Here is a 13,047-nt window from a genome sequence, read left to right on the forward strand (position 1 = left end):
TAATTATCGGCGGTGGGGCGGGTTTATTCAAACCCGGGTGGGGATGGATGATTGACCGCAGAACCCGCCCCTACAATTAATTATCGGCGGTGGGGCGGGTTTACCAAAACCCGGGTGGGGATGGATTATTGACGGCGGTGGGGCGGGTTTATTAAAACCCGGGTGGGGATGGATTATTGACGGCGGAGGCGCGCCCCTACAATTAATTATCGACGGTGGGGCGGGTTTACCAAAACCCGGGTGGGGATGGATTATTGACGGCGGAGGCGCGCCCCTACAATTATCAATTATTCGTAGATTTCGATGGTTTGGGGTTCGGTGAAAATCATGGCGATCGCTTTTTCGTAGTAGGCTGCCTCATTGATAAAAATCGGCCAGACGGGGCTTTCTCCCTGATAATAAATCGTGGTTCCGTCAAACTGTAAAAACATCGGATCGCCGGGGTTTAGCTGTTGATAATCCCTCCCCTGTAGTTGTGGGTGAATCATGGCGGCGAGTTCCCCCGTCGCCGTGCGGGGATAGTCTATCTGTTTGATATACTGGTATATGGTCAGAGTGCGATCGCTCTCCATAATTTCCCCGCGATTATACTTTTCTATGTAGTCTAAAAGAGCATAAATAACCTTTTCCGCTTTCAGGAATAATGCCGCATCTAACATCCCTGGCGCAATGGGTCCGACTTCGATGGAAAATCCGTAATTACACAAAGATTTCAGGGAGGGGTTTTCCGGTTGGGATTCAGATTCTATCCAACTGTAGATATTTATTTCGGGAAAAATGCCTTTTAAATAGGCGCTAATTTGGCGATTAAAAGCATTATTTTTCACCCAAATTAAGGTTAATCCCATGTGGGCGGTGCTGCTGTGTAAATCAATGATGGTATCAATAGGAGATGGGCTTTGGGGTCCCCACTGGCTGGCTATCCATTGCGATCGCTGAATTTCATAAATATCAGAATTGGTGTTTTCTAAATCTTGCCGCCCAAAAGAGCGGTTTAAATCACGATCAACATAGCGGCGGTTAATTTCCCAGGCGCGGGGATTAGCTAATAGTGTGAAAGTCTCAAAATTAGAACGCCGCAATAATTCAGGCGATCGCTCAAATTTCTTAATCAAATAAATTCCCGTCCATTCATTGCCATGAGTGCCACCCACAATGGCAACTCGTTTAATTTGATCATGATTTTCTTCTGTTAATCCCATGAGATATTATGCCCAATTAATCAATTGATGATTGATAGTTAATAAGTTAGTTGACCGGGAACAACCCACACCGGACAACCTCCATCAATTAAACAATCTCAGAAAAGTTACCAGTGGGGCGGTATCCGGGAAATACCTGCTCCAGGTGAGAAGCGCTTAACCCAAACTGAGAAGTTAAAATCGGGCTAATCACATCTCGAAAATCCGTCGTCACAGCCAGATCCCGTCCCTCGTATAACTCCGAGTCAGACAAACCTGGCCAGCGCCCATAAACGCGACCACCACGCACGGAACCACCCAAAACCCATAAAACATTACCACGTCCGTGATCAGTGCCACCATTGCCATTTTCGCGCACTGTGCGACCAAATTCTGACATCACCACAATAGTGGTATTGCTATAAACCGAACCAAGCCTATCCACTAGCGCCACCAAGCCCTCCCCTAACCTTTCCAGACGGTTGGCCATTAACCCCCGACTTGAACCCTGGTTAACATGGGTATCCCATCCCCCAACATCGAGAAATGCTAATCTAATCTGTGGGTCACGCACTACCAAAGTGGCTAATTGTTGAGCATTCCCAGCTAAACCAGCCGGTAGAGGCGCACCATTATTAGCGGCGACCATTTCCGCCTCTAATTCCCTAATCAGTTGATCGCGGGCGCTTCTACCTTCCTGATAAGCGACGCTGAGGGGGTCATTATTGGCATATAGTCGGTCAAAGGTGGCTCGCACCTGATCGCGATCTATGGGCATTTGGCGGGAGGCATTGCGACCTAGGGAGATATTGCTAACTGGCTGAGAACCTGATAGAATGGCAGATATCGACTGACCGACACTAACCGCATCTACGGGGTTTTGTCCTGGTAACAAGCCCAGTAGGCGGTTCATCCAACCGTCGGGGGTTCTTTTATTTCCTGGTGTTCCGACTTCCATATAGTGTTGAGCCTCAAAGTGAGACCGGGTGGGGTCAGGAGAACCGCAGGCGTGAACAAAAGCTAAACTTCCTTGGTTCCATAGCGGAAGCAGGGAGTTTAGGCTGGGGTGTAAGCCGAAGTTTTGGTCTAGCTGAATTGCGCCCCCTTCCTGTTGGGGTCGGGGAATGGCGATCGCTGGTCTAGCCTGATAATAGTCGCTGTCACCATAGGGGACAACTACGTTTAATCCGTCAATTCCTCCGCGCAAAAATAGCACGATTAACCTTTTGGGGTTAGGGGTGGTGGCGACACTTCTGGCGATCCAACCGTGGCTTCCTAATGTGGCGATCGTGGCGGCGCACAGTTGAGCGCCAAAAGTTAAAAGTTCTCGTCTTCGCATATTGACCGCTTCCTATCTATCGGCTGATTAATTTGCCATACTGCTATTTTAAGTTAAGTTTTCCCGGTTGTGTGAAAATCAACCACCAGTCCGGTTAATCAGGCTATTAGGGGAATTTGCCTAGTCTTTACCGCCGATGTATGTGGGTGGGAAGACCGGCTTAGTCTGATTATATCATACTCCTAGAAATAATCTCCTAAATCAAAGGCAAGACTATCTCAAATTCGGTGCCGACTCCGTTGGTGGAAAGGAGATGCAAACAACCACTATGTTTCTCGTAAATAATTTCATGACTAATTGCGAGTCCTAAACCTGTGCCTTTTTCGGCAGACTTGGTAGTGAAAAAGTTATCAAAAATGCGGTTTTGGATTTCCTTGGGGATACCGGGGCCATTGTCGGTAATCCGAATGACAATATATTGGGTCTGTGGGGTTGGGGCGGCTTCTGATGCTTGGGTATTTTGGGAATATTCTAGGTAATTTGGGGGGGGAATTATCAGCGATCGCAATTGGGAAGGACAACTATCAGCTACATGGGTAGAAATCCAGATTTTGGCAGCATTTGGGTGATGATTAGCTGTCTCTTCTAAAGCATCTATGGCATTAGCCAAAAGATTCATAAATACCTGACTGAGCAGCCCAGAATAACCCGAAAATTTAGGTAAATTCCCATAATTTTTAATGACCTCAATCCCGACTTTTAGGCGGTTTTTTAAGATGATTAGGGTACTATCTAAACATTCATGAATATCCATTTCCCGCCTCTGTCTATTATCCATGTGGGAAAAGGTGCGTAAACTGTTGACTAGGTGGTTCAACTGTTCCGCCGAAACTTGAATGCTTTTGAGCATTTCCAAGCCATCAGTTTTGAGGAATTCCCAATCAATATCTTCTTTTAACTGTTCAATAGTTGATCGGGGAGTAATTAATTCCTGTTCATAGGCGTTAATTAACTGCATTATATCTTCATAATACTGAGTTAAACAGTGAGTATTGCCGACAATGCAGCCTACAGGATTACGGATTTCGTGAGCTACTCCCGCCACCATTTTACCTAGACTCGCTAACTTTTCAGTTTGCCTTAATTGCGCCTGGGTTTGTGCTTGTAATAATTCAGTAGCTAGTTGATGAATATAAGAATGAACAATTAAGAGCTGTTGGGTATCTAACAGGCGATAATCACTGTCGGAAATTTGCACAATAATGGGTTCATAAATTTGTTCAGGCGATCGCATAATAGCCAGGCGTGCTGCATCAACTATCAGAGTATTTCCGGGAAGGATTAATAAGTCCACCTGAGAAAATTTATAGAGGGCTCGAATAGACCTAGGTAAAAACAGTTCCCGACCATAAGGACGACTGAGATACTCCAAAAAACGCCGCCGGGAAATCATACCAATAAACTGGCAATCATGGTTTAAAATAACTCCGGGTAGGGTGGGGTTAGTTTCAAACATTTTAGCCAATACCATTCCCGCTTGATCTAGATCTACTTGAAAGTCATACAGAGACAATTCTTGTAGGGTAGACTCTAAGCGCAAATGTGTATGTGAAAATACCGATGCAGACGGAGGGGTGCAATCTTCAATACAAGCGTCCATGATTAATTTTTTCAACCTAACTCATTGTGTGATAGTTAGCGGTTAACCTTCTGTAGATGCTAGTTTATATTTATTACTCTATCATGGTTTAATGCTCTGACCAGGAATTTAGCCAAAATTAACCAAATCTTAATTAATGGTTAATCTTTGGGGGGGTTCTGGGATTTATTATATGCACCGTACATTTCCCTCACCGCACAGGGGGGGTTTATTAGGTTTATTAATCTTCTGGGTGTTATATCTAATTAACAGCGGAGGCGCGCCCCTACATGATATCTGTCGCCCTCACTTCACCCCAACCCCTGTCTCAAATAGGGCGAGGGTAGTTTAGATGTACATCGCCAATTCCTATATAATTAGAAAAGACAGTATATATATCAAGGTATCTAACCCATGGACTTTGCATCAGAAGACCGTGCTATGTCTTTAAGTCCTGATGAGTATAGCTTACTAACAGACCTGTATCAATTAACAATGACAGCCTGTTATGTGGGGGAAGGAATTGAGGATAAACCCGCCAGTTTTGAACTATTCACCAGAAAGTTACCGGATAACTTTGGTTACTTAATAGCTATGGGTTTAACCCAAGCATTAGACTATTTAGAAAACCTCAAATTTAACTCATCTCAAATTGAACAACTGAAATCTTTGGGGATTTTCAGGAATGTTAATCATCGCTTTTGGTCGGTGTTAGCAGAAGGAACATTTAGCGGTAATGTGTGGGCTGTACCGGAAGGTACGGCGGTATTTGCGAATGAACCAATCTTGCGAATTGAAGCACCTTTATGGCAAGCTCAAATTGTAGAAACCTACTTGTTAAATACTATAAATTATCAAACTTTAATTGCTACGAAAGCAGCGAGAATGCGCGATGCAGCGGGACCTGATGCCAAATTATTAGAATTTGGAACTCGTCGGGCTTTTAGTCCCCAAGCATCTTTGTGGGCGGCGCGAGCAGCTTTGGGGGCGGGTTTTGATGGTACTTCTAATGTGTTGGCAGCTTTGAAATTAGGCAGAAAACCAAGGGGGACAATGGCTCATGCTTTGGTAATGGCGATCGCTGCTATTGATGAAAATGAAGATGCGGCTTTTGAGGCTTTTCACCATTATTTCCCCGGCGCACCTTTGTTAATTGATACCTATGACACGCTGAAAGCAGCACAACGGTTAGCTGAACAGGTCAAAGCTGGTAAAATTAAGGTGCAGGGGGTAAGATTAGACTCAGGAGATATGGTAGAATTATCTAAGCAAGTGCGATCGCTATTACCGGAGGTGGCAATTTTTGCTAGTGGGGATATTGACGAGGTAGAAATTGCTCGTTTAAAAGGGGCTGAGGCTCCTATTAATGGCTACGGAATTGGGACTAAACTGGTGAGTGGAACTCCGGTTAATGGGGTTTATAAGCTGGTAGAAATTGATGGTATTCCGGTGATGAAAGAGTCTAGTAGTAAGGTGACTTATCCGGGACGTAAGCAAATTTATCGACTCATGGAAGGGGGTAAAATGAAAGGCGATCGCCTCTGTTTAATCGATGAAGGTGAGAGTATTAATCCATCATCTATCGGCTTATTGCAGTTAGTCATGAAAGACGGAAAACTGGTCAATCAGCCAGAGCCTTTAGCCGCCATTGCTGAACGCACCGCCGCCTCGGTCGCCAGTCTTCCCCCAGAATGTCGTAGGTTTGATAATCCGATTTTCCCGACCCTTGAAATTTCCGAAGAATTGGCAAATTTGAGGCAAAAATTTAGCAAGTCAACCGAGGTAAAATGATGCAATATTCTCCGGTTTTGTCTGGTTTAATGGGAGTCTGTGTAGGCGATGCTCTGGGAGTTCCGGTAGAATTTTATAGCCGCAGTGATTGTCAAGACAACCCGATCACAACTATGGTCGGCTATGGTACTTACAATCAACCCCCAGGAACTTGGTCTGATGATAGTTCTCTGACTTTTTGTTTGGCTGAAAGTCTCTGTAATGGCTATAATTTGCATGAGATAGCTAAGGCTTTTTGTAAGTGGATTTATGAGGGTTACTGGACACCTTATGGTAATGCGTTTGATATAGGTGGGGCTACTCGCAGGGCGATTAGTAGATTGCGTGAAGGGGTGGAACCTATAGCAGCCGGAGGAACAGATATTCGTGATAATGGTAATGGGTCATTAATGCGAATTTTACCTTTAGCTTATTGTTATAAGTCCCTGGAATTTGCGGAATTAATTAAACGGGTTCACGACTGTTCTCGGCTTACCCATGGTCATCTGCGATCGCAAATTGCTTGTGGTATTTACATTAGTATTGCTGTGGGTTTATTACAGGGTCTGGATATCAAAACCGCCTATATTGAGGGACTGAAAGCGGTTGAAGCTATTTATACTAAACCACCCTTTAAGTCGGAATTATCGGAGTTTGAACGAGTGTGGACTGGTGAAATTGAAAGTTTACCAGAAAAGGCGATCGCCTCTGATGGTTATGTAGTTCATACCTTAGAAGCATCTCTGTGGTGTCTATTAAACAGTTCTTCCTATGCTGAAGCTGTCCTAACAGCAGTTAATTTAGGGTCTGATACCGATACGACTGGCGCGGTTACAGGAGGTCTAGGGGGGATTTATTATGGCTTTGAACAAATACCTTCCGAGTGGGTAGAGGCGATCGCGCGTCGAGAGGATATCATCGATTTAGCTAACCGTCTAGCTAAAGCCACAGAAAATAGTTGATTTCGGCGAATTTATAAACACCATCAGGGCGGGTTATGCGAGACTGCTCAACCCACCCTAGTAGCTTAATCTGCTAACTTAATCTGCTAATTGTTCAGAGAAATTAAGGCTTTTCCTTCTCCAAACTTTGGACAGACTCAATGAGCGATCGCACTGTTTTAGTTCCCTCAGAAGGCTCAAAACTAAACGGAAACTTACCCCGTAAAAGCATCCGAACCCCCAAAGGACCAATACTGAGAATACCCTGGACATCTCGTAAGTAGTTACCCACCACCATTAAGCCAAATTTACGCTCATCAACCCATCCGCCCTGCTTCACCAGTTCAACCATAACCTTACGGTGGCGCACAGGACGACTATCAGACGGCTGCTTACGTTCTAGTATTTCATGCTTAATCTTACCAATTTGATCCATAGGAGCCACCTCCATGGGACAAACCGTATTGCAGTTGTAGCAACGGGTACAGCCCCAAACTCCCTGAATATCCTGGTTATACTGTTCTAAACGTTCCTCAGTGCGTGCGTCACGAGAATCAGCAACCATTCTCTGAGCCTTAGCCAGGGCGTGAGGACCGACAAAAGTCGGGTTAACCTCCTTCGCATTGCATTCAGAATAACAAGCGCCACAGAGGATACAATTGCCATTCTGATTCAAACTTTCCCTTTCTTCAGGAGTCTGGAGAAACTCCCGCTCAGGAATTTTACGCGCCTGTGTGCTAACGTAGGGTTCCACCGCTTCCAGGTTATCCCAGAATTGGGTCATATCCACCACTAGGTCTTTGATTACAGGCATATTACCCATGGGCGCAATGGTTAATACAGGAATCTCATCGCCGCCTGTATAACTGGAATTAGCAGCAGCAATGTCTTGTAGGCGTTTGACTTCACTGGCCACATTTTCTTTACAAGCTAGGGCGGCGCGACCATTAATCCTCATTGAACAACTACCACAGATGGTATTTCGGCAGTTTTTGCGAAAAGCTAAAGTGCCGTCAAGTTCCCATTTGATCCGATTTAGACTATCTAAAATCGTAGTAGCTGGATCAACATCTAACTGATAACTTTGCACCTGTGGCGCGCTTGAAGCAGTTTGCCGGATAATATTAAATTGAACTTTCATGTGATAAAACCAAGGTCTTTGCCTATTTTGACATCCGCCCCGGCGTGCGCTAACGGGGCTTTCCATCTATTTCAACAAATCAAAGATTGACAATTGTTGAAATGCTGGACGGGTTGACGCTTCATTGAGATGTGCTTTCTTTACAGAAAGTCTGACCCTCTCTCCACATCCGTTTAAAGTCTCCAAATGCCCTCCGGCGACCTTAATATTAATCGCAGCGTTAACATCTCTATCGTGAGATGTGCCACAATTTAAACAAGTCCACTCTCTCATATTTAATTCTTTTTTACCACCGCGAAAACCGCAGCCAGAACCGGTTTGATAAGTGGGAATCCATCTATCAATGACACGAAAATCACGCCCGTACATAACAGATTTAACTTCTAGCATTGTTCTCAAACTGCGCCAACCCAAATCCGAAATAGCACGGGATAGTTTTCGGTTTTTCATCATCCCTGAAACCTTTAAATCTTCCAAGACTATCGTTTGGTTTTCACGAATAATCCGAGTTGACAATTTCTGAAGAAAATCGTTTCTGGTATCAGAAATCTTGGCGTGAAGTTTAGCTAATTTCTTTCTAGCAACTTCCCTTCTTTGACTGCCTTTCTGTTTCCTTGATAAATTACGTTGTAATCTTCTTAAACGCTTTAGTTGTTTCTTTAAAGGCTTAGGAGATTTAACTTTCTCACCATTGCTTAATGTGGCAAAATCAGTGATTCCTAAATCAATTCCTACAGAATTTTGGTTTTCCGGTAAGGGTTGAGGATTAAACTCAACAACAAAACTGACAAAATACCTATCAGCACTGTCTTTGATTAAGGTAGCACTAGAAGGTTTTGTGGGTAACTCTCTACTCCAGACTACTTTAATATCACCAATTTTAGCGATGTAAATGTAATCGGAATTAAGGTGTTTAAAACCATGATCCATAAATCTAGCGGATTGCTTAGATTTACGCTTTTTAAACTTGGGAGGTTTAACTTTCTTGCCTTTTCTTTGTCCTTTACAGGATTTTAAAAAGTTAGAGTAAGCCTGCTCTAAATCTCTTAAAGACTGTTGTAAGGGAATAGAAGAAACTTCTCCCAACCAGATTTTCTCCTCGGTTTTTTTGAGTTCTGTAAGTCTTTGAGAAAGTTCCTTTAACTTAGGCTTTTTGTTACCCGCACGCTATTGTTATTGACAATATGCTAAGGCATCGTTAAATATTACCCGACAGCGTCCGAACAATTGAGACATCAATCTCTTTTGTTGGTCTGTTGGGTAAATTCGATATCGATATCTTAGCTTCATACTGTCAAATTGTATTGGCGTGCATTAATTATAGCTAGGAGTCTGGTAGATGTCAAGCCTTTGACGAAAAGAGCGTCTGTTTCGGATTTAAAGATTCATTTGGTCTGTGTGACTAAGTATCGTCGCCAAATCTTGACAGTGGAGAGCCGGATGTTAATCCTGAAGTCTTTTAGAGAAGTGGCTGAAAAAATGAATTTTCAAGTGCTGGAATTTAATGGGGAGTCAGACCATATTCATACCTTAGTTGAATACCCTCCTCAACTCTCTATTTCTGTCATAGTTTTTGCTTTTAAAGGAGTTGACAGTCGTAGATATGGGCAAGCCAGATTCCCTAAACCCTACGGAAAAGAATCTTTATGGTCGCCTAGTTATTTTGTATCTTCAATCGGTGGCGCACCATTAGAGGTTCTGAAGTCTTACATTAAAAACCAAGAAAAGCCGTCGTAGAACGACGGGGTTTTAAACCCAAAATTTTCGATAAATCAGGTTTCGTCTTCATACTCAACCCAGGAATTGGCTGTTTCGGAAACCATGACTTTTAGCTGTACTCCCTCTGGGACTCGCTTTTTGGTTTCATCATAGATAAATTTGGCAATCATTTCGGCCGTGGTTTCGTAGTTTGGGGGTAATATTTCATTGAGAAGACCGTGATCAAGTCCGCCTTTGCTGACATCTTTCTTGGCCCATCGCAGGCTGCGGAAGTCGGCAACCATCACCGGGTGGGGACAAAATTCGGAGGAATGCAGTTGGTTTGATGTGGCTTCTACTCGCACTTTATAGGTGTGTCCATGGAGGCGACCACAGGGGCCGTTGTAATCTTTGATATAGTGGGCGCTATCGAATGTAAATTCGGTTGTTAGTTTCCATTTAGACATGGGTGGCTGACCTGTGGTTTTGGTAACTGTTGACAATTCGCAAAAAATTGGGATGACTGATACAGAAAGATTAATTTTAGTAACTGGTCCGGTGCGATCGGGTAAGAGTGAGTGGGCGGAAAATTGGGCGGAAAATTACGCTAGAAATTACCGCAAGTCGGTGATTTATATAGCTACATCTGGTTTTGATGATCACGATCCGGAATGGGGCGATCGCATTCAAAAACATCGCGATCGTCGCCCTTCCGATTGGACAACTTTAGAGGTTCCTATCACATTATCAACTACTTTAGCATCTGTCGCCACGGCGGATAATTGTATTTTAGTAGATTCTCTCGGGACTTGGTTGGCTAATTTATTGGACTGGGAAGAATCACAATGGGAACAGGCGGTTACCGAGTTATTACAGGTTTTATTAACCGTCACTGGACCTGTGATTTTAGTCGCTGAAGAGGTCGGTTGGGGGTTGGTTCCCCCTTATCCCTTGGGCCGCCTTTTTCGCGATCGCCTAGGGGGTTTAGTCCGCTTGGTCGGGACTCATGCTGATTCCGTTTATTTAGTCACTGGGGGATATGCGTTAGACTTAACTCGCTTAGGTGTGAAAATCTCCCCCGACTAATAACTAAAGTCTCTTGAATTTTTGCACTTCCGCCAAATCTTTTTCTAAATTACGTTGGCTCGATTGATATTGGTCTTTTTGCATCCGCAACTCTAATTGATGTTTTTCGCGATTGAGTAAATAAGCATTATAGCACTCATTAACCGCCTCTAAATCATCTCTAATTCTTCTTTCTTCCTGTTCTAAAGCATAGCCCATATTTTGGACAATATTATTGCTGACATTTTTAATGAAAGATTGATAATAGCTATTCATATCTTTCTTGAGTTTTTCAGTATTATCTTGGATTTTCGCGGTTTTATCTTGATGATAAGATATCAGCGTAGTCACCATAAAAATAGGTAACAATATCGCCACTATCCTACCTTTGACATCCCCACCCGCTGGAATAAATAAACTACCCATCAGCATAATAGTTCCCACACCAGATATTACCTGACCTTTCAGATTTTTAAATAAATAACCGAACAAACTCGGTTGTTTATATCTACTCTCAAAAGTTGGTTCAATCACAGAAGCCTGTAATATGCTTCTAAAATCTATATCTTCTGGGGGGTGAAATAGGGATTCCGACCATGATAAATTAGGCACAAAGTTCAGGATATCATAGATACGTTTTAGCAGCCCATTTAAACCATCACCGCCATAAAAATTACCAATTCTTTGCCATTCTTCAGAAGACCATTTTATCAACTCTGTTTGACAAACATGAATGGCTTTTAAGTGCAGATAGTGACCCGTAGCATTAGGATTATCTCCTGCTTGTAGTCGGACATATAAATATGCGCTCCGCTGGACTCCGCTGGATTTTAAATCATCAGTAAACTGTTGGATTTTATAGAATAAACTACTTTTCCTAAACTCATCTAATAAATTATTTTTTGATTGATTTAAGTCATTTTTAAGCATTCGGAAAAACTTGTCTTTCTCATCTCCAGCTTTTTTTAAAGCCTTTTTCATATCATCTTTTAAATCATTAGTCTGTAAAAGACTAAGCTGTGCTTCCGTTTGTTGACAATTCTGTTTAATTGCCTCAATTTCTCCTTCTAAAACCTGTTCGATCGCCTCTAGTTTTTCCAGAATATTTTGGCTGAAACGTTTTAATAATAATTTTTCCCCCTGATTGGCTGCCAGTTTTTCTAAAAAATCATAATGTTTCTCTAGTTTCTGCTTAACTTCTTCTTCAATATCTCCGGGATTATTTGCTGCCAAATTGCCTGATAAATCGATTACCTCAACTCCAGGATATTCGGCATTTAAACTGTTATAAATATCCCCAAATTTTTGATAATCTAAAATTATAAATATATGCTCTATTTGGTTTTTAATTGCTTGCTGAATTGCCGATTTATGACTCTCTATGTGCTGTTCCTCATCAATGATTATATATAGTATATCCACATCAGTTAACGCCTTGGCGCTGGCTCCATTGTTCATTGATGGATTAACTGGCTGTGATGCTTGCAGATGTAAACAAATACAGCCTGTAATAGGTATTGCAGAACCCAAAAAAATCGATTCATTAGCACTTAATAAATGATGATTTTCTAGGGGTGCATTATTAATAAAACTGCCATTGGTACTGTTCAGATCGTTAATTTCCCAGCCGCGAATATTACCGTTAACAATGGGTTTAATTTCCGCGTGTTTGTTACTAATCAAATGATACTCATTGGCAATTTTTACCCGACAACTACGATGGCGACCCACTTGGATAATCTCATGTTCCGAAAGAGGATAACGCTGGATTTCTGACCCGCTTAATCCATCAACAATAATTAATTCTGGAGATAACTGGGGTTGGGTTTGGCTGATTACCTGAGTTTCCCATTCATAGGATTCTAACAAATTAGGGCGATCGCTTAATAGATTGTAAAAACCCTCGCCTATCTTCGGGGAACTACTAACAATTTTAACCCTCAGTTTTCCGCTGTTTAACTCCGACTCTAGCTGTTCCAGGGTTTTGGCAATTTCCAGATAAGCCGGGTCTCGGTCACTTCTCAACCCCAAAAATCTGTGAATTTCCTGTATTCTAGTCGCGATTTTATCAGTTTTTAAAGACATAATCGAATCCCCAAAACTTAACTTTAATATAGCCTATTACCACAGCAGAGGACCTTCTACCTGTTCAGGAATTGCTGATGGTGTTGGTGGAGGAGATGGAGGAACTTTATCTCCTGTGGTTGCGGGTGGCTGATTGGTTTGTTCTGGCTGTGGCTGATTGGTTTGTTCTGGCTGTGGCTGCGGCTGCGGCTGTGGCTGTGGCTGTGGCTGTGGCTGTGGCTGTGGCTGTGGCTGTGGCTGTGGCTGTG

At 42.9% G+C, this 13,047-nt stretch carries 12 protein-coding genes; 4 read left to right on the top strand and 8 right to left on the bottom strand.

What is annotated here, in order from left to right:
* Positions 1-287: 287 nt before the first annotated feature.
* The 3 genes from P5674_RS08205 to P5674_RS08215 all read right to left on the bottom strand — a co-directional run bounded on the left by P5674_RS08205 (position 288) and on the right by P5674_RS08215 (position 4,120).
* On the bottom strand, positions 288-1,202 hold the full coding sequence (locus P5674_RS08205) for an aspartoacylase (RefSeq protein WP_014277155.1): 915 nt from the start codon (positions 1,200-1,202) through the stop codon (positions 288-290).
* 88 nt (positions 1,203-1,290) lie between these two features.
* The gene (locus tag P5674_RS08210; RefSeq protein WP_006617183.1) at positions 1,291-2,520 is read right to left on the bottom strand and encodes a DUF1501 domain-containing protein; all 1,230 of its coding nucleotides are present in this window, start codon (positions 2,518-2,520) and stop codon (positions 1,291-1,293) included.
* A 196-nt stretch (positions 2,521-2,716) separates the two neighbouring features.
* Positions 2,717-4,120: a sensor histidine kinase gene (locus tag P5674_RS08215; RefSeq protein ID WP_152088524.1), complete on the bottom strand. Its 1,404-nt coding sequence runs from the start codon at positions 4,118-4,120 to the stop codon at positions 2,717-2,719.
* 393 nt (positions 4,121-4,513) lie between these two features.
* On the opposite strand from P5674_RS08215, the gene P5674_RS08220 reads away from it, so the two are divergent.
* Together P5674_RS08220 and P5674_RS08225 are read left to right on the top strand one after the other, a co-directional pair.
* A complete protein-coding gene (locus tag P5674_RS08220; RefSeq protein WP_315669925.1) occupies positions 4,514-5,890 on the top strand; it encodes a nicotinate phosphoribosyltransferase in 1,377 nt (458 codons plus the stop codon).
* The gene (locus P5674_RS08225) at positions 5,890-6,831 is read left to right on the top strand and encodes an ADP-ribosylglycohydrolase family protein (protein WP_315669927.1); all 942 of its coding nucleotides are present in this window, start codon (positions 5,890-5,892) and stop codon (positions 6,829-6,831) included. Before P5674_RS08220 ends, P5674_RS08225 begins: the two co-directional genes overlap by 1 nt.
* 103 nt (positions 6,832-6,934) lie before the next feature.
* Here P5674_RS08225 and P5674_RS08230 read toward each other — a convergent pair whose 3' ends face one another.
* The 3 genes from P5674_RS08230 to P5674_RS08240 form a co-directional block, all read right to left on the bottom strand.
* Complete coding sequence (locus P5674_RS08230) at positions 6,935-7,951, bottom strand: succinate dehydrogenase/fumarate reductase iron-sulfur subunit (RefSeq protein ID WP_014277158.1); 1,017 nt, start codon at positions 7,949-7,951, stop codon at positions 6,935-6,937.
* 66 nt (positions 7,952-8,017) lie between these two features.
* Positions 8,018-9,043 carry an RNA-guided endonuclease InsQ/TnpB family protein gene (locus tag P5674_RS08235; protein WP_434475122.1) on the bottom strand — a complete coding sequence of 342 codons (1,026 nt, stop codon included), beginning with the start codon at positions 9,041-9,043 and terminating at the stop codon, positions 8,018-8,020.
* A gap of 81 nt (positions 9,044-9,124) precedes the next feature.
* Complete coding sequence (locus tag P5674_RS08240; protein WP_014275361.1) at positions 9,125-9,241, bottom strand: helix-turn-helix domain-containing protein; 117 nt, start codon at positions 9,239-9,241, stop codon at positions 9,125-9,127.
* Between the two features lie 60 nt (positions 9,242-9,301).
* On the opposite strand from P5674_RS08240, the gene tnpA reads away from it, so the two are divergent.
* Entirely contained in the window at positions 9,302-9,688 is a 387-nt protein-coding gene (tnpA, locus tag P5674_RS08245) for an IS200/IS605 family transposase (RefSeq protein WP_315669928.1), read from the top strand.
* A gap of 35 nt (positions 9,689-9,723) precedes the next feature.
* On the opposite strand, the gene P5674_RS08250 is transcribed toward tnpA, so the two are convergent.
* Positions 9,724-10,116 carry a 6-pyruvoyl trahydropterin synthase family protein gene (locus tag P5674_RS08250; protein ID WP_006616308.1) on the bottom strand — a complete coding sequence of 131 codons (393 nt, stop codon included), beginning with the start codon at positions 10,114-10,116 and terminating at the stop codon, positions 9,724-9,726.
* Positions 10,117-10,168: 52 nt separating this feature from the next.
* On the opposite strand from P5674_RS08250, the gene cobU reads away from it, so the two are divergent.
* A complete protein-coding gene (gene cobU / locus P5674_RS08255) occupies positions 10,169-10,735 on the top strand; it encodes a bifunctional adenosylcobinamide kinase/adenosylcobinamide-phosphate guanylyltransferase (protein ID WP_035736838.1) in 567 nt (188 codons plus the stop codon).
* A gap of 3 nt (positions 10,736-10,738) precedes the next feature.
* Here the strand turns inward: cobU and P5674_RS08260 are convergent, their stop codons facing one another.
* Complete coding sequence (locus P5674_RS08260; protein ID WP_006616306.1) at positions 10,739-12,799, bottom strand: FHA domain-containing protein; 2,061 nt, start codon at positions 12,797-12,799, stop codon at positions 10,739-10,741.
* Between the last annotated feature and the right edge of the window lie 248 nt (positions 12,800-13,047).

This window comes from Limnospira sp. PMC 289.06 (assembly GCF_032350395.1).
Lineage (GTDB): Bacteria > Cyanobacteriota > Cyanobacteriia > Cyanobacteriales > Microcoleaceae > Limnospira > Limnospira platensis.